This window comes from Sphingomonas psychrolutea, from assembly GCF_014636175.1.
Taxonomy (GTDB): Bacteria; Pseudomonadota; Alphaproteobacteria; order Sphingomonadales; family Sphingomonadaceae; genus Sphingomonas; species Sphingomonas psychrolutea.
Genome location: NZ_BMDW01000004.1, coordinates 165364 through 181963, shown reverse-complemented (window position 1 = coordinate 181963; position 16600 = coordinate 165364). Strand labels below are relative to the sequence as shown.

Here is a 16600-nt window from a genome sequence, read left to right as displayed (position 1 = left end):
TGGCACGACGCAATTGTTCGCTATGGCCGCGCGGGTGAAAACTGTTTTGTCCCTGCTCGCCGCAGCCATCCTCCTGCCCGCCGCCGCGCTTGCGCAAAACGCCCCGGTGCCGCGGACCTTGCCTGGGCTCGACGATTTCAGCTTGCCCGCATCGCGCCCGACGCCGCGCGCCGCGCCGACGCCCGAGCCGACGACCAATCCGCGCGCCGCGCGACCGTCGCCCGCGGTGGTGCCACCACGGATCGTGCCGACCGTCCGCGCGACCCCGACCCCGCGCCCGAGTGCCGCCGCAGTGCGAGCGCCCGCCGTTGCGCCGCGACCGATCGCAACGCCGCTGCCGCGCGCGCTGCCGAGCGCCACGGCGACGCCCGCGCCGGTCGCTACGGCGGAACCGACCCTCGCTGCGCCGCTGCCCTTGCCGCCCGTCCCCGAGGCGTCGCCGTTACCCGAGGTTGCCCCGTCGCCGTTGCCGACCGCCGCGCCGCCGGTTTCACCCCAGCCATCCTTCGCGGTGGAGCCGTGGATGTGGCAGACCTTGCTGATCGTATTGGCGACGCTCGCAGTGGCGGGAATCGGTTGGTGGCGTAAGCGCGGATTGCACGACGAAGCCGAGCAGCGCGACGACCGCCGCCACGAAATCTTCGTGTTCGACACGCCGGCGATCGCTGCCGACCTACCGGCAGCGCCGCCTCCACCGCCGCCTCCACCGCCGCCGCCGCCGTCTGCACCAGCACCCGTGGCCGTTCCCGCTGCCCGCGCGACCCTCGATCTGGGGATCGTCCTCAAGCGGGCCGGGACCAACTTGCTGAGCGCGGCGGTCGAATATTCCATCCTGATCCAGAATATCGGCGCGGTCGCCGCCACCGGCATTCGCCTCGACGTCCGCCTGCTGAGCTCGGGGCCGCGGCAGGATGCGCTGCTCGCGGCGCTGTTCGCGATGCCGATCGAGCGGCCCAATACCGCGCCGTTCGATCTGCCGCCGGGCGCGACGGTCGATCTCGGCGGGATGGCGATGCACCCCAAGGAGACGCTCGAGGTGATGGAGGTAAGCGGTCGGACCCTGTTCGTGCCCGTGCTGGCGGTCAATGTGACCTATGACTGGGACGCGGATGGCGAGCGGTTCAGCGGCCAGACCGCGCGCTCCTATGTCGTGGGCATCGATCGCGGCGGCGACGCCAAGCTTCAGCCCTTCCGCCTCGATGCCGCGGCGCGGATGTACGATACCGTCGGCGCACTGGCCTATACGGCGACCGCGCTGCGCTGAAGGACTTTACGTTTATCGATATGTACCATATCGATAAACGATAAGGAGATTCGGGGCATGGCGGATGACGGTGTCTTGCGGGTGGCGCGCGGTGCGCTGCGCTTTTTTCTGATCGCAAACCTTGTTGCGATGGCGGCGTTCGTGCTGGCCATCCTGCTGTCGTTCGGCTTCACGGCGGTGCTGGAGGCGCGATTGCTCGCCAAATACGGTCCTAGCCTCGATGCCGCGAGCGTAGTGCAGGCAATGCGCCTGCTGATGCTGGCGGCGTTTCCCGCCGGGGCTGCGCTGAATTTGATCTTCTCGCGGTTGCTGGCAATGGTCGCGACCGTGCGCGACGGTGATCCCTTCACCGCCGCCAATGCGCAGCGGTTGCAGACGATCGGGTGGGCGTTGCTCGTCCTCCAAGCGCTCGATTTGCTGCTGGGGGCGTTCGCGCTCTGGTTCACCACACTGCACGTTGAATTCGGCACGTGGTCGCCGTCGTTCGGCGGGTGGATCGCAACGTTGATGGTGTTCGTGCTCGCCCGTGTGTTTCGCGTCGGTGCGGCAATGCGCGACGATCTGGCGATGACGATCTGATGCCGGTGATCGTCAAGCTCGACGCGGTGCTGCACGCGCGCCGCATGTCGCTGACCGAACTCGCGACGGCGGTCGAGATCAGCCCGGTCAATCTGTCGATCCTGAAAACGGGCAAGGCCCGTGCGATCCGCTTTTCGACGCTCGAGGCGATTTGCCGCGTGCTGGACTGCCAACCGGGCGATTTGCTCGCTTTCGACGATGGGGAAAATGCGTGACCTTCTTTCAAGCGCTCCGCCGGACGTACGGCGGCAGTATCGCTTTTCTGATCGCCTGTCCTTTGCTCGCTTTGGTCCCGGTCTTTTTCGAGGTCGTGCAGCATATCGTCGAGGTCAAGATCGGCATGTATCAAAGCATCGCGATGGCGAAGGCGGTCGAACACGATCCGTGGCGGATGGGCTTCGGCATGATCAAGGTCATCGCGTTGATCCTGCCGGGCTATTGGATCGTGCGCTTTCTTGCGTGGCGCGATCCGCGTGCGGCGGCGCGGCCCGACGCACGCGCGGTGCGGTTGTTCGCAGGCTTCGCGGCGTTTCAGATTGCGCTGGCGGTGCTGCAGCTGTTCGTGCTGCCGCAGATCGGCTGGGTGTTGCTTGCGACGTTCGTGGGCGGGCAGGTGATCGGGATTCTGATCGCCGCATGGGGTGTCGCGGCGGCACTCGGCAATGCCGCGATCGGCCCGCGCGCGTCGGTCGCGATCATGGCGCGGCAGATCCCGTGGACCTTCGTTTTCTCGCTGGTTGCGATGCTGCCGCTGATGGTGCCGCATTATGCGTTTGCGGCATTGGCGATTCTCGGACCCAAGGCGCTGCTGTGGACGGTGCTGTTGATCGATTCGCTGCTCGTCGGGTGGCTGTCGGCGGTTCTGGTGGCGGCAAGCTATGTCGCAGCGGAACGCGCGGCGGGCAGGGCAGGGGTGTCGTTGCGGGGTTGAACGAACGGAAACAGGCGGCTCCATTGCTGGAGCCGCCTGTTTCTTTGGATCAAGCGGACATGGGCAAAGCCCATGTCGTCGGACGGCCCGAGGGCCGCCGCCCGGCTTTGCGGGAGTGCGCTTTAGCTTGCGCTAAAGCGTCTCTCCCGCTGCAGCTTACTTGATCTCGACGGTTGCGCCGGCTGCTTCCAGCTGCGCCTTGATCTTGGCGGCTTCTTCCTTGTTGACGCCTTCCTTGACGGCCTTGGGAGCCGATTCGACCAGCGTCTTGGCTTCGGTCAGGCCGAGTGCGGTGATCACGCGCACTTCCTTGATGACGTTGATCTTCTTGCCACCGTCATTGACGAGGATGACGTCAAATTCGGTCTGCTCTTCGACCGCAGGAGCGGCAGGGCCGCCTGCTGCCGGGCCAGCGACTGCAACCGCTGCTGCGGCCGAGACGCCCCACTTCTCTTCGAGAAGCTTCGAAAGATCGGCTGCCTCGAGGACGGTGAGGGCCGAAAGCTGGTCAACCAGCGCGTTAAGGTCTGCCATGATTAATCTCCAATTTTAGGTTCGGTTTGAAATCTCGAAGCGTCCAAAGCACCAAATGGCGCATCAGGCGTCCACTTCTGCCTGTTCGGCGTCCTTGTCGGCATACGCCATGAGGACCCGGGCGAGCTGTGCTGCAGGAGCCTGCGTGATCGTCGCGAGCTTGGTTGCGGGTGCAACCAGGAGGCCCAGGATCTTCGCGCGCAGTTCATCCAGCGACGGCATCGTCGCGAGTGCCTTCACACCGTCTACGTCGAGGACGGTCGCGCCCATCGCCCCACCCACGATTTCGAACTTGTCGTTCGTCTTCGCGAAATCGACGGCCACCTTGGCGGCCGCGACGGGGTCAATGGAACTGGCGAGACCCACTGGCCCGGTGAGCAAGTCGCCCAGCGAGAGATAGTCGGTGCCGTCCAGCGCGATCTTGGCAAGCTTGTTCTTCGAGACCTTGTAGGTCGCCCCTGCGTCGCGCATTGCGATACGCAGCTTGGTCGACTGCGCCACCGTCATACCGAGGTTGCGGGTGACGATCACCACGCCGACTTCGGCAAACGTCTGTTGCAGCTCGGCGACGAGCTCGGTCTTTTGAGCGCGATCCATGCCATTCTCCACGTTTGGCCACAATCCGGGGATCGTGACCGGTTACAAACCGGACAAGCAGATGCTTGCCCAGCATAGTCCAGCGATGGGGAATGGGAGCGACGCCCCGATCATGAGGCGGCAAACCGTCACGGGGAAGCCCCGAGCGGAAAAATCCTGTCCCCGTCTCGGCGAGAAATCAAGACCGGCAAATCCCGGTCACTCGCTGTCTCGGACGGTCCCGCCAAGCCGGAGCCTGTCGGGAGAGTGCGCGCCTTTAGCGGATACGGCGCAGGAGTCAACCTTGGGCGGGCGCGACCAGACCGCCAAACGTCCGTCGTCACCCCGGCCTTGTGCCGGGGCCCACCGCGCCCGACACGCCGCGTGTGCGTTGATCGGTGGACCCCGGCACAAGGCCGGGGTGACGATGATGGGGGTAGCTTTTCTCGCCAAACTAGGAAACACTCAGTCCCCAGAAGGACCGCACGAGTCCACGCAGGAAGGATCGCAATCCGCTTGAAGCAGGGGACCGATCGATGACTACGCACTTGCCCGCCGCGCCGCTTTCCGATGAAGCGCAGGATGATCTGCTAACCCGCGGCTTTGCTCGCCGCGACCTTGCGCGCGTTGCTGCGGTGTTCGGTACCGGCATGCTCGCCGCCAGTGTCGGGCGGCCGGCCTGGGCATCGGGCGGCGTGCCCGATCCGGCACCGAATGCCAAGGTGCGGATCGGCGCGAACGAATGCTGGACCGGCCCGCTCACGCCCGGGGCAGTGGCGGCATCGAAGATGATCGGGCAGGGCAACCGCTATTCCCCGCAGGATCAGCGCGGCGATTTCATCAAGGCGGTGATAGCGGTCGAGACCGTCCCCTACGATCATGTCGCGCCGTGGCCGGGGTCGAGCGATCCGCTGTGCCGCGCGGTCGTCAGCTATTGTTCGCCGACCAGGGGACTCGTCACTGCCGACCCGACCTTCGAGCTTGCCGGCCGCACCGCCGCGTGGCTCGGCGCGCCAGTCAATGCGGTGCCGCTGACGCCCGATTACCGCCATGACGTGAGAGCGATGGTCGCGGCCAATCCGAATGCCGGGCTGTTCTATATCTGCACGCCCAACAACCCGACCGGCACGATCACCCCGCTCGCCGATATCGAATGGCTGATCGCCAACAAACCAACCGATGCGATGGTGCTGATCGACGAAGCGTACACGCATTTCGCCGGCGTCCCCGTCGCCTCCTATCTCGCGCTGCAGCACAAGCATGTCATTGTGATGCGCACCTTCTCCAAGCTGTTCGGCATGGCAGGGCTGCGGATGGGCTATATCATCACCCAGCCCGCCAACATCCAGAAGATGATGCGCTACGATGGTGGGATGCAATCGGGCGCCTTGCCCGTCACCAGCATCGCCTGCGCCACCGCCAGCCTCACCGCCGCGCCGCTGATCGCCGCGCGCCGCAAGGAAATGCAAGTCGCGCGCGGCCTGACGCTCGATCATTTGAAGGCGAAAGGCGTGACGGTGTTCCCGACCGATGCGAACATGTTCATGATCGATTGGAAAACCAAACAGGCCAAGGACATGCAAGCCGCCTTCCGCAAGGAAAGCGTCGAAATCGGGCGATCCTGGCCGATCTGGCCGACGGTCAGCCGCGTGACGGTCGGCTCGGCGGCGGAGATGAAGGCGTTCTGTATGGCGCTCGACAAAATTATCGCCTGATCGGGCAAGCAAAATCGGGCAGACGATCGCGCGAAAGCCGGCATTTTCGGCGGTGCCGAGGCCATGTCACACAAAAGTCGCGATACTGTCGCGCGATCGTCGCCAAGACGTCATGCCAACGTTAACTTTCCCCAACATGAAGACTTCCGACGACCATTCAGGTCGCTTCGGGGGGACCCTATGGAAACGTTCAACACCGTGATCACCGCTTATGATGACGGCGATATCGACACCAACCGCACCAGCAATCCGCATCTGAACGACATGATCGCGTCGCGCTATTCGCGGCGGCAAGCGTTGATGGGCGGTATGTCGGCCGCTACCGCAGCGGTATTCGGGGGAGCGTTGCTATCGGCGTGCAGCGGCGTCGACGCGATCCCGCTGACGATTGTGGCCGGTTCGTCGGGTCAGACGACGTCGGGAAAGCTCGTGACGCTGACGGGTACCGTCGCTGGCGGATCAGCCAGAAATTCCAGCTGGAGCCAGACCGGAGGACCGCCCGTCACGCTGACCGGGGCAAACAGCAACGTCGCGACCTTCATCGCTCCTTCGGTCAGTGCAAATGCAACACTGACGTTCCAATTTACCGCGATCCCCGAATCGGGCAACGCCGTAAATTCCGTGGCGACCGTCGTGATCGCGCCGGCCGTCCTCGGCTTCACCGCTGTCCCCAAAAGCCTTGCCGATATCGTCACCGTGCCGACCGGCTACACCGCAACGGTCCTCTACCGCCTCGGCGATCCGATCGCGAGCGGCGTTTCCGCCTTCGCTAACGACGGCACCGATACCAATTTCGCGCAACGTGCGGGCGATCATCACGACGGCCTGACCTTCTTCGGGCTGGCCGCGACTGGCACCACGCCCGATCCGACGAGCAACACGCGCGGTGTGCTCGCGCTGAACCACGAGAATATCACCGCAGCCTATCTCCACACCGCCGGGCAGACTTCGGTCGGCGGCGCACGGCCTGAGGCCGAGGCGATCAAGGAAATCGAGTGCCACGGCGTCTCGGTGATCGAAGTAGCGCAGACCGGCGGCACCTGGTCCTATGTCCAGTCCTCGTCGCTCAACCGCCGCATCACCCCGCTGACGCCGATGGCCTTCAACGGCCCGGTGCGTGGTAACGCCATCCTGCGCACGGTTTTCTCGCCGACCGGCGTTGCGGGGCGCGGCACGATCAACAACTGCGCCAATGGCACGATGCCGTGGAACACCTATCTGACCAATGAAGAGAATTGGGCGGGTTATTTCCGCCGCTCGACCGGCGATGTCGTCGCGCGCGGCGGTGCAACGTCGAAGGTCAATGTCAGCCTCGCGCGCTACGGCATTCCCGAAGGTCGCGCGGGCAACAACAATTGGGCGACCGTGGTCCCCGCCGATGCGACCAGCACGAACTTTTCGAAGTGGAACATCACGGTCAATCCGACCGCCGCAGCCGACGGCACCGGCGATTTCCGCAACGAAGCGTTCCAATATGGCTGGGTCGTCGAAATCGATCCGTTCGATCCGGCATCGACCCCGCGCAAGCGCACCGCGCTTGGCCGCATGAACCATGAAGGCTGCCAGATCGGCCGTACGATCGCAGGCGTCCGCCCCGCCTTTTACATGGGCGACGACGCGCAAAACGAATATATCTACAAATTCGTATCGACCGCGGTTTGGTCGGCGGCGGATGCGGCGATCACCAACCGTCTCGCGATCGGCGACAAATATCTCGACGCGGGCACGCTCTATGTCGCGCGCTTCAACGCCGATGGCAGCGGCACATGGCTGCCGTTGGTGTTCGGCACCGGCCCGCTGACCGCCGGCAACGCCGCTTATGCCTTTGCCGATCAGGCCGACGTCCTCGTCAACGCACGGCTCGCGGCGGATGCGCTCGGTGCGACGCGGATGGATCGGCCCGAATGGACCGCAGTCAATCCGGCAACCGGCGAGATGTATGCGACGCTCACCAACAATTCGTCGCGTACCGCCGCCGCGGTCGATCCGGCCAATCCGCGCGCTTATAACGATCCGCGGACGACCGGCGGATCGACTAATGGCAATGCCAATGGCCATATCATCCGCTTGCGGGAAACCGGCGATACGTCCGAGGCGACCAGCTTCACCTGGGATATTTATGGCTTCGGTGCGGGTAGCGACCTTGATGCGACCAACATCAATCTTTCTGGCCTTGATGCGACCAACGATTTCTCGTCGCCCGACGGACTGTGGTTTGGCCTGCCGACGAACATTACCGGTACTTCCACGCCGCTAATGTGGATCGAAACCGATGACGGCGCCTTTGTCGACCAGACCAACTGCATGTTGCTAGCATCGATCCCCGGCATCGTCGGTGACGGCGGCACGCGCAGCGTGACCAGCACGCTGGGCGGCGCGACCAACACCGTGACGACGCGGATCGGCAAGACGCCGGGGACGACGCTGCGTCGTTTCCTCGTCGGCCCGAAGGAATGCGAGATCACCGGCATCCACTCGACGCCGGACGGCAAATCGCTGTTCGTGAACATTCAGCATCCTGGCGAGAACGGCACCGCTGCGTCGATTACGAGCAATTGGCCCGCCAATCAGTCGGGCACCGCCGCCGCCGGATCGCGCCCGCGTTCGGCGACAATCGTCATCACTAAGGCGGATGGTGGCGTGATCGGCATCTGACCGCCCACGATACTGCAATTGGGAAAGGCGCCGGGGATTGCGGAAGGGCCGGGGGGTGAGAAACCTCCGGCCCGTCTCGCGTCATCACGGCGCTACGTTGGTGCAACAAATGTCGCGTCGCCGGGTTCTTCCCCGCGTGACGATCCCAGAAAACCTGCCGCGCATCGCGCGCCCGCCGCGCTGGCACTGGCTGCTGCCGCGTATCGCTCTCGCCCTTCTGGCGTCGCTCGCAATTTTCGTCCTTGTACTGGGTGCCTTTCCGGTCGGGTTGATGCGGGGGCTGGTCGAGAACCGCCTGTCGGCCGCGCTCAAGACGCACGTACAGGTCGGATCAATCACGCGCGACGGCGTGTTTTCCTACACGCCGATCGTTTCGGTACGCGATGTGCGGATCGCACAGCCCGCTTGGGCAGGCCCCGGTGATTTCGTCCGCATCGGCATGGCGCGGGTGCGCGTGCCGGTGTTCGCTTTGCTGTTCGGCACGTTCCGCCCGGACCGGGTGACGGTCGATGGCGCGCGGATCGTGCTGATCCGCGACGCCGACGGTCGCGCCAACTGGAAACCCGATGGACCCAAAGCGCGCACGTCCGAATCGACTGGCCCCAGCCTGTCCGATCTGACCATCACCAACACGCAGATCGTGCTGCGGGACGCCAAGCGCGGCCTGATGATTGCGGGGCCGCTTACCGTCGATGCGACGCGCGGCCTCCGCCTGTCCGCCACCGGCACCTTTCTGGATTCGCCCGCCACGCTCGATCTGACCGGCGGGCGGATCACCGGGATCGACCCCGCCGCGCCCTATCCCTTCGCCGCCACGCTGGCATCGCCCGCCCTGCACATGACCGCAAAGGGCCAGATGAACGGGGTGCTCGACACGCGCCACTTCACCGCCGCCATCGCGGCGCAGGCCCCGACGCTCAAGAATATCGACCGCATCATCGAAGCGGGATTGTTCGGCACGCAAGCCGTCGCGGTGACGGGGACGATCCGGCATGACGGGCGCGACTGGTATGTCGACCGGATCGGCGGCAGCATCGGGCGCTCGCGCTTCACCGGGATGGCGACGGTCCACAAGATCGACCAGCGTACCGCGATCGACGCGCGGCTGCACGCCACGCAGCTCGATTTCGACGATCTCGCCGACGCCAAGGGGCAAGCCGTCTCGGCCCAGCGCCGTGCGACGATCGGCCCGCGCGTCCTCCCGCCAACGCGCATCAACTTGTCGAAACTGTGGAAGACCGACGGCACGATCCGCTTTTCCGCAGACCATCTGCTCTCCAAGGGCGGCACGGTATTCCACAGCCTGTCCGGCACGCTAAGCCTCGATCATAAGTTGCTGAGCGTCAGCAACATCGTCGCCACGCTCGCCAATGGGCGGATGACCGGCACCGCCCGCGTCGATCATCGCAGCGGGCCACCCAAATTGTCGGTCGACCTCCGTCTGGCCGGCCTCACGCTCGAGGGCTTGATCGGCCAGCCCGACATCGTCGGCGGGCAAGTGCGCGGGCACATTGTCCTGAGCGGTCAGGGCGATACCGTGCGCGAAGCGCTGTCGCACGCCTCGGGCAAGGCGGCGATTGTCGCGACGCAGGGCCATGTAAAGCGGATCGTCGCAGATGTGCTCGGCCAGAATCTGAGCGGCGCGGTCGTCCACGCGATTGGCGGCCCGAGCCAGCAAGTGCCGCTGCGCTGCCTCGTCGCCAATTTCAGTGCGACCAATGGTGTGCTTGTTCCGCATCCGCTCGGCATCGACACTGGCAGCTCGGTCGGGCGCGGGGCAGGGCGGATTGTGCTCGATGGCGAGCGCATCGACGTAACGCTGGCGGGCACGAGCAAGAGCCGCGCGTTGCTGCGCATTGCCGACCCGATCCGCATTGGCGGCACGCTGAGCGCGCCGACCGTATCGGTCGCGGGCGCGGGCACCACCGACAAGCCGACACCTGGCGCGCTGCTCAAGGTATTCGGTCGCTCGCTCGGTCAGGCACTCGGCCTCACCAAGACCCCGCCCGACATCCCGATCCCGCCGCCCGCGACGTTCGGTTACGAGCGCGCCGTCGCGACGGCGCTACGGTGAACACAAAAAAAGGGCGGCCCGGAGAACCGGACCGCCCTTTCTTTTAGCAGACGCTATTAAGCGTGCTGCAGGTTCACAGCCGACATCTTGCCGCGCTTGTCCTGCTCGAGCTCGTACTGAACGCGCTGGTCCTTATCGAGGGTCGCCATGCCGGCGCGCTCGACTGCGGTGATGTGCACAAAGGCATCCTCGCCGCCGCCTTCCGGCGCGATGAAGCCATAGCCCTTGTCGGCATTGAAGAACTTTACGGTTCCGATGGTCATGAAGGTATCCTTCTTTGGTTGCGGCGACGCGAGAGTCGCGTCGACGTGTGCCGTAATCAGCAGTGAAAGAAGGAAGATGGAGCCGCAAAGCGCCAGAGACCGTCGATTTGCGAAAGTAGCCTGAGCGCCTTAGGCGCATTTCGCCCCAATAGCAAATGGCGCGTCCTGCTTCTCCCTCTCCCCGCAAGCGGGGCGAGAGAGAAGAAAGAAAAAGGGCCGGGGATTGCGCCCCGGCCCTTGATCATGTCGCGAACGGAATGGGACGCCTTAGGCGGCCGAAACCTCAGCCACATCGACCTTGATCCCGACACCCATGGTGCTCGAAACCGCGACCTTGCGGACATACTTGCCCTTGGCGCCCGACGGCTTGGCCTTGACGATCGCATCGATCAGCGCGTTGAAATTGGCGCGCAGATCTTCTGCCGGGAACGACGCCTTGCCGATGCCCGAATGGATGATCCCGGCCTTTTCGACGCGATATTCGATTTGGCCGCCCTTGGCTGCCTTGACCGCTTCCGCGACGTTCATCGTGACCGTGCCGAGCTTGGGGTTCGGCATCATGCCCTTCGGCCCCAGGATCTTGCCGAGTCGCCCGACGATGCCCATCATGTCCGGCGTCGCGATGCAGCGGTCGAAATCGATCGTGCCACCCTGGACGATCTCCATCAGATCCTCCGCGCCAACGACATCGGCCCCGGCGGCGAGCGCCTCCTCGGCCTTCACGCCCTTGGCGAACACGCCGACGCGGACGGTTTTACCCGTGCCTTTGGGCAAGGTCACGACGCCGCGGACCATTTGGTCGGCGTGGCGCGGGTCGACGCCCAAGTTCATCGCGACTTCGATCGTCTCGTCGAACTTCGAGGTGGCACCCGATTTCGCCAAAGCGATCGCTTCGTCGATGCCGTGGAGCTTTTCACGATCGATCGTGACCGACTTCTGCTTCTTGCTGATGAATGTCATGATCTTAGCCCTCCACCACTTCGAGGCCCATTGCGCGGGCGGAGCCTTCGATGATGCGCGTTGCGGCACCCAGATCGTTGGCGTTCAAATCCTTCATCTTCGCAGTCGCGATGTCGGCCAGCTGCGAACGCTTGATCGTCCCGCCCGAAATCTTGCCCGGTTCCTTCGAACCCGACTTGAGGCCAGCGGCCTTCTTGATCAGGTACGATGCCGGCGGCGTCTTGGTCTCGAACGAGAACGAACGGTCGGCATAGACGGTGATCACGGTCGGCAGCGGCGTGCCGACTTCCTGGTCACCGGTCTGCGCGTTGAACGCCTTGCAGAATTCCATGATGTTGACGCCGCGCTGACCCAAAGCTGGGCCGATCGGGGGCGAGGGGTTGGCCTTGCCTGCAGGAACCTGCAGCTTGATATAGCCGGTAATCTTTTTTGCCATGTGGCAGCCTCACTCTGTTTCAAGTTTAGCGGTCCAGACGACGGGCCGATGGCCCATCTCCCGCGGATGGTTCCGACGATGTGACGTTGGAAGCTGGCGCGCATACCCGAATGCGCGCCGCGATGCAAATGCTTGTGCCCGCGCTTTGCGTCATTCTCGCAACGGCCAAGGGTCACAGCGCCGACGTATGCTGTAAGTAGCGCCGTAATGGATGTAGCTTTGTTACAGAAGTGACGTTGACTCAATGCGTAATTGCGGTCTCTAATACGGTATCGGAGAGACTACCGACGGGTAACAGCGCGTTCATCATTTGTATGGAGAGCAAAGACCATGTCTGTATCAACCGTTAAATCACGTCGTGCCTATGTGTCGCTGGGACTATCGGCGATTGCTGTTTCCGCACTCGCGCTCGGCGGTGTGCAAAGCAGCGCCAAACCAGCCCAAATCGTTCCACCGCCGCCAATCTCGAACGACTTGGTCTTGTGGCAGCAATTCATCCTTGCCGTCACCCCGTCGGGTGTGCCGGGCAAAGTCGCGTATGAGACCTTTGCCTCGGATCAGGACATCTATGTTTCCAATCCGTGCGCACCCACTAAACCCGTACCGGGCTGCAATGTACCGGCATGGCCGAGCGCGACGTCCAAACGCGCGCCCAAGTCGCTCCAGCGCAGCTTGCTCGGCATGGCGCACATGCGCGCGACCGCGGCGCTGCGCGGCGCACGGCGCGGCTTTGGCGTGCAAGTGATCGGACCCGCGCAGGGCTGCGGATCGCCGTCGGGGCTGGGCGGCGCGGCGGCGGGGTCAGGCTTCCCCAAGACCGGCTGCGTCGGCGAGGAAGTGCGCCGTGACCGCGCGACCTATGATTATCTGGTCGGCAACGGCCTGTGGTCATCGGCCGGGATCAGCCAATATTACGCAACGGGCCAGCCGGTCACCGCGCCGTGGAACGCGCTCGAGGTAAAGGCCGACTGGATTCCGGTCACCACGCTGGCGACCTGGCTGGGCAAGCCGGCGAGCTTCGTCACCGCCAATTTCTACACGTCGAGCGCCAATGTCGGCAAAGGCCCGGCCACGGCCTATGCGATGACCAGCATGCATATTTCGGTCAAGACCCCCGGCTTCCCCGACTGGATCTGGGCCGATTTCGAAAATGCCTATACGCCGGGTCGCTGCGATTTGACTGGGTGTAGCGACAGCTTCGGCGCGACGACGCCAACCACCCCGGCGAACGCCAAGCCGTGGGGGCAATATGGCGCCTGCCCCAAATCGGCCAACGTCACCGCGATGATGCAGCAAGCCAATGTCGGCGCGGTCTTCGCCAATTATTGCCTGAGCGGATCGCAAAGCACCTTCGGCACCGCCGCCAATCCCACGTTGCTCGGCAGTTCGGTGGTCGAAACGCTCAACGCCAACGTCCCGCTCGCGCAATCGTCGTGCATTTCGTGTCATGCGGGCGCGGCGTTCAATGCGTCGGGCCCCGCCAATGTCGGGTCCCCGATCGGGCCGAATGCGCCGGCCAAGGGCTATACCGCCTATGACTTCATGTGGGGATTGCTGTTCGCGCAATAAGCGCGGGGATGGGTACGAACGGAGCGGCCGGATCGGATGCGCGTAGCATCGCACGATCCGGCCGCAGTGATAGCGGATGCGGGTTGCAATGTAGGAAAACGCGGTAGAAATGGTTGGGCGCAATGGTCCGACCACTCACCCGCGCGCAATGCCTCGAGAACGCCGCCTTCCTCAAGGCGCTGCGGCAGATCGGCAACGTACGCGAGGCGGCGCGGCAAGTCGGTGCGCACCGTGCGAAATTCACCAAACGCCGCGTCAAGCACCCGGCCTTCGCGGCCGAATGGGACATGGCGCTCGCGATCGCGCATGCCGCGTTGCACGAGGTGAAGCGCACCGGAGCTAAGCCGAGGCTGTGTACCAGGACAGCAGCTATTGCCACCGAGCCGAAAATCCTCCGCACCGCTTCGGGCCGCCTGCAAGTCCGACGAACCCCGGCCGGACGCCTGACGCGTGCGGCCGAACAGGCGTTTCTCGCCGCTTTGTCCGCCACCGCCAACGTCCGGCTCGCGGCGGCGGCGGCGGGCTTCTCGCATTCCGCTTTCTACGCGCGCCGCCGCCAGAACCCCGCCTTTGCGCGCGAGATGCGGATGGCGCTCGAAATGGGCTATGAAAGGATCGAGGCGGCGCTGATGGAAGCCGGCCTGGCCGACAGTTACCGCGACGATGCGTGGCGCCACAACGATCCCCCGCCGGTGCCGCCGATGACCTTCGACCAGGCGATGCAGCTGCTCCACCTCCACCAGAAGGAAGTGCGGTTGCAGGCCGAACCGCCGCACATCAAGCGCCGCCGCGGCGAATCACAGGAAGCGCGCAGCTATCGGCTGGGCGCGATGTGGGAAGCGGAACGCGCGCGCGACCGCGAGGATTATGCGGTTCGTCGAGCGGCGCAGCGCGAGGGGCGCGGGCAGTCGCCGCACGAGCCGGAGGCGCCGGTGTTGCCGGATTTGTCGCAGGTAAGGTGGCGGCGGTAGCCCTATGGCGCAGTCCGCGACATTCCTGTCGCGTGCGCGGTTGCCAAGTCTGCCCCGCCGGCTGGCGTGGCGCGAACGGCAAGGGCGACATGCTTATCTTGGACTCCGCGCGGAAATGGCTGCGGTGCCGGCGGATGCGGGTCCTCAGCTACGACGCTGTAGGCCATTACCAGAAGATCGTGAAAATCTTGACCGAGACCGACCTGATCATGGAGAGATCGATCTGCCGTTGGGGCGGTTGAAAGCAGACGCTTAAGCGCGCCTAACCACTGACCGCTGCCGCCACCCCCAGCCGCACCGCCGCCGCGTGCAGCGGTTTATCGTGGGTCCACAGCCTCATGCCCGGCGCGAGAAGCGTGGATGCCAGGAGGTGAGCGTCGATATAGCCGATACCGCTGCCGAACAGCTTATGGGTTTCGACAAGCGCGAGGACTTCGTGGTGGTCGGCGATTGGCGCTTGGGTAAAATCGTGCAGGTCCGACAGGATCCGCGCACGCTGGTGGAGTGCTCCCATGGCAATCTCGCCCAGCACATAAGCGTGCATCGCAATGTGCCCTGCCTCAAGGTGTGCCGCCAGAATTGCCTGACCGGGCCGAAAATGATCGACCCAGACAGACGTGTCCGCGAGGATCACGGCTCGCTGCGGCGGCGTGGTGGCAGGGTGAAATCGGGCTCGGTCCCACCGAGCAGTGCGAGCCGATGCGCCGCCTCGCGCGCGACGAGCGCCTGCAACGCCGCGCGGACCAGCGCCGATTTCTCGGTGATGCCGGTATAGGCTTGTGCCTTTGCGACGAGATCGTCGTCGAGGGCTATGGTCGTGCGCATGGGGTGTGCCTTTTGGTGAGGCACGGGTTTTAGCATCGGGTGATGCTGGATTCAATGAGCGGGTGGTGGTGTTGCGCTCGGGCGCGCCGCGGCAAAGCCGCGTCGTCGGACGGCCTTTGGCCGCCGGCCGGTCGAGCATCGTTCTCGTGAAATAGCTGCGCTATTTCACGTGCGGGTCTCGAAATAGCGCATTCGCGCTATTTCGAGCGCTCGACTTGCTCAAACTCCAGCTCGACCGGCGTAGCACGCCCGAAGATCGACACCGACACCTTGACCCGCGACCGGTCGAAATCGAGTTCCTCCACAATGCCGTTGAAGCTCGCGAACGGGCCGTCGAGCACCTTGACCGAATCGCCGATTTCGAAATCGACCTTGATCTTCTGCTTGGGCGCAGCGGCGGCGGCTTCGTCTTTGGTGTTGAGCATCCGCGCGGCTTCCGCCTCGGGGATCGCTTGCGGCTTGCCGTTCGGCCCCAGGAAGCCGGTAACCTTGGGCGTGTTCTTGACGAGGTGATAGACGTCGTCGTTCATGTTGAGCTTGGCGAGCACATAGCCCGGCATGAATTTGCGCTCGACCAAAATCTTTTTGCCGCGGCGCGCTTCGGTGACCGTCTCGGTCGGGACTTCGATTTGCTCGACGAGCTGGTCGAGGCCCATGCGGGTCGCCTCCGACATGATCGAATCGCGGACCTTGCCCTCGAAACCCGAATAAGCGTGGATGATGTACCAGCGTGCCATGGTGTTTTGGTCTCTTACTTTGCGAGGCTGAGCAGCAGGGCGATGACCGCCTCGAAGCTGGTGTCGATCACGAAGAAGAACAGGCCGAGAATGGTCGTCATGATGACGACCATGATGCCCGTCGTCAGCGTCTCACGCCGCGTCGGCCACACGACCTTCTTGGTCTCGGCCTGAACCTGACGGAAGAATTCGAGGGGGGTCGTCTTTGCCACGGTGCCTGCACTCTTGTTGTAACGCTTGTTCCGGACATGGGCCCGCCGCCCGGACCTGCCAAGGCCCGATGACGAAAATTCCCGATGTCGGAATGGATACGGTCTAACAGGGGGCCGTGATGGGAGCAAGTCCCATCACGTCGGACGGCCCAGGGGCCGCCGCCCGGCCTTGCGGCGTCTCGCGGGTCAGCTTCGCTGATCGCGTGCGCCTTCAGGCCTGGCAGGGGAGCTCGGACTCGAACCGAGGGCCTTCGGTTTTGGAGACCGACGCTCTAACCAACTGAGCTACACCCCTATCA

18 protein-coding genes and 1 tRNA gene are annotated in these 16600 nt (G+C 64.3%); 9 read left to right on the top strand and 10 right to left on the bottom strand.

The genetic code is table 11. The features are described 5' to 3' along the window. The first annotated feature begins 34 nt into the window (after positions 1 to 34). From IEV62_RS18200 to IEV62_RS05115, 4 genes are read left to right on the top strand one after another with little or no spacing between them, the layout of a single operon-like run. The gene (locus tag IEV62_RS18200; RefSeq protein ID WP_229732825.1) at positions 35 to 1264 is read left to right on the top strand and encodes a hypothetical protein; all 1230 of its coding nucleotides are present in this window, start codon (positions 35 to 37) and stop codon (positions 1262 to 1264) included. A gap of 57 nt (positions 1265 to 1321) precedes the next feature. Continuing rightward, positions 1322 to 1843: a DUF2975 domain-containing protein gene (locus tag IEV62_RS05125; RefSeq protein ID WP_188445782.1), complete on the top strand. Its 522-nt coding sequence runs from the start codon at positions 1322 to 1324 to the stop codon at positions 1841 to 1843. Continuing rightward, the gene (locus tag IEV62_RS05120; RefSeq protein WP_188445781.1) at positions 1843 to 2058 is read left to right on the top strand and encodes a helix-turn-helix domain-containing protein; all 216 of its coding nucleotides are present in this window, start codon (positions 1843 to 1845) and stop codon (positions 2056 to 2058) included. The genes IEV62_RS05125 and IEV62_RS05120 overlap by 1 nt, the downstream gene beginning before the upstream one ends. Next, positions 2055 to 2774 carry a hypothetical protein gene (locus IEV62_RS05115; protein ID WP_188445780.1) on the top strand — a complete coding sequence of 240 codons (720 nt, stop codon included), beginning with the start codon at positions 2055 to 2057 and terminating at the stop codon, positions 2772 to 2774. The genes IEV62_RS05120 and IEV62_RS05115 overlap by 4 nt, the downstream gene beginning before the upstream one ends. A 156-nt stretch (positions 2775 to 2930) precedes the next feature. Here the strand turns inward: IEV62_RS05115 and rplL are convergent, their stop codons facing one another. Continuing rightward, entirely contained in the window at positions 2931 to 3308 is a 378-nt protein-coding gene (rplL, locus tag IEV62_RS05110) for a 50S ribosomal protein L7/L12 (protein WP_188445779.1), read from the bottom strand. 63 nt (positions 3309 to 3371) lie between these two features. Then, the gene (rplJ, locus tag IEV62_RS05105; protein ID WP_188445778.1) at positions 3372 to 3905 is read right to left on the bottom strand and encodes a 50S ribosomal protein L10; all 534 of its coding nucleotides are present in this window, start codon (positions 3903 to 3905) and stop codon (positions 3372 to 3374) included. A gap of 515 nt (positions 3906 to 4420) precedes the next feature. Between rplJ and IEV62_RS05100 the strand changes: the two genes are divergently transcribed. The 3 genes from IEV62_RS05100 (at position 4421) to IEV62_RS05090 (ending at position 10328) form a co-directional block, all read left to right on the top strand. Further along, complete coding sequence (locus IEV62_RS05100) at positions 4421 to 5599, top strand: aminotransferase class I/II-fold pyridoxal phosphate-dependent enzyme (protein ID WP_188445777.1); 1179 nt, start codon at positions 4421 to 4423, stop codon at positions 5597 to 5599. A gap of 180 nt (positions 5600 to 5779) precedes the next feature. Further along, positions 5780 to 8254: a PhoX family protein gene (locus IEV62_RS05095; protein ID WP_188445776.1), complete on the top strand. Its 2475-nt coding sequence runs from the start codon at positions 5780 to 5782 to the stop codon at positions 8252 to 8254. A gap of 136 nt (positions 8255 to 8390) precedes the next feature. Then, positions 8391 to 10328 (top strand): AsmA family protein, encoded by a 1938-nt coding sequence (locus IEV62_RS05090; RefSeq protein ID WP_229732824.1) that lies wholly within the window; start codon positions 8391 to 8393, stop codon positions 10326 to 10328. Between the two features lie 56 nt (positions 10329 to 10384). Here the strand turns inward: IEV62_RS05090 and IEV62_RS05085 are convergent, their stop codons facing one another. From IEV62_RS05085 to rplK, 3 genes are all read right to left on the bottom strand, one after another. Beyond that, positions 10385 to 10591 carry a cold-shock protein gene (locus tag IEV62_RS05085; RefSeq protein ID WP_133190054.1) on the bottom strand — a complete coding sequence of 69 codons (207 nt, stop codon included), beginning with the start codon at positions 10589 to 10591 and terminating at the stop codon, positions 10385 to 10387. A 267-nt stretch (positions 10592 to 10858) separates the two neighbouring features. Beyond that, the gene (gene rplA / locus IEV62_RS05080) at positions 10859 to 11551 is read right to left on the bottom strand and encodes a 50S ribosomal protein L1 (protein ID WP_188445774.1); all 693 of its coding nucleotides are present in this window, start codon (positions 11549 to 11551) and stop codon (positions 10859 to 10861) included. Positions 11552 to 11555: 4 nt separating this feature from the next. Next, a complete protein-coding gene (gene rplK / locus IEV62_RS05075) occupies positions 11556 to 11987 on the bottom strand; it encodes a 50S ribosomal protein L11 (protein ID WP_188445773.1) in 432 nt (143 codons plus the stop codon). A 330-nt stretch (positions 11988 to 12317) separates the two neighbouring features. Here rplK and IEV62_RS05070 point away from each other — a divergent pair, with 330 nt between their 5' ends. Both IEV62_RS05070 and IEV62_RS05065 read left to right on the top strand, forming a co-directional pair. Further along, positions 12318 to 13556: a hypothetical protein gene (locus IEV62_RS05070; protein ID WP_188445772.1), complete on the top strand. Its 1239-nt coding sequence runs from the start codon at positions 12318 to 12320 to the stop codon at positions 13554 to 13556. 122 nt (positions 13557 to 13678) lie between these two features. Continuing rightward, the gene (locus tag IEV62_RS05065) at positions 13679 to 14527 is read left to right on the top strand and encodes a hypothetical protein (protein WP_188445771.1); all 849 of its coding nucleotides are present in this window, start codon (positions 13679 to 13681) and stop codon (positions 14525 to 14527) included. A gap of 262 nt (positions 14528 to 14789) precedes the next feature. Here IEV62_RS05065 and IEV62_RS05060 read toward each other — a convergent pair whose 3' ends face one another. The 5 genes from IEV62_RS05060 to IEV62_RS05040 all read right to left on the bottom strand — a co-directional run bounded on the left by IEV62_RS05060 (position 14790) and on the right by IEV62_RS05040 (position 16596). Then, positions 14790 to 15161 (bottom strand): type II toxin-antitoxin system VapC family toxin, encoded by a 372-nt coding sequence (locus IEV62_RS05060; RefSeq protein WP_188445770.1) that lies wholly within the window; start codon positions 15159 to 15161, stop codon positions 14790 to 14792. Then, a complete protein-coding gene (locus IEV62_RS05055; RefSeq protein WP_188445769.1) occupies positions 15158 to 15352 on the bottom strand; it encodes a type II toxin-antitoxin system VapB family antitoxin in 195 nt (64 codons plus the stop codon). Before IEV62_RS05055 ends, IEV62_RS05060 begins: the two co-directional genes overlap by 4 nt. 197 nt (positions 15353 to 15549) lie before the next feature. Further along, entirely contained in the window at positions 15550 to 16089 is a 540-nt protein-coding gene (nusG, locus tag IEV62_RS05050; RefSeq protein WP_188445768.1) for a transcription termination/antitermination protein NusG, read from the bottom strand. A 14-nt stretch (positions 16090 to 16103) separates the two neighbouring features. Then, entirely contained in the window at positions 16104 to 16301 is a 198-nt protein-coding gene (gene secE / locus IEV62_RS05045) for a preprotein translocase subunit SecE (RefSeq protein ID WP_188445767.1), read from the bottom strand. Between the two features lie 218 nt (positions 16302 to 16519). Next, positions 16520 to 16596: transfer RNA gene (locus IEV62_RS05040), tRNA-Trp, on the bottom strand. Positions 16597 to 16600: the final 4 nt, after the last annotated feature.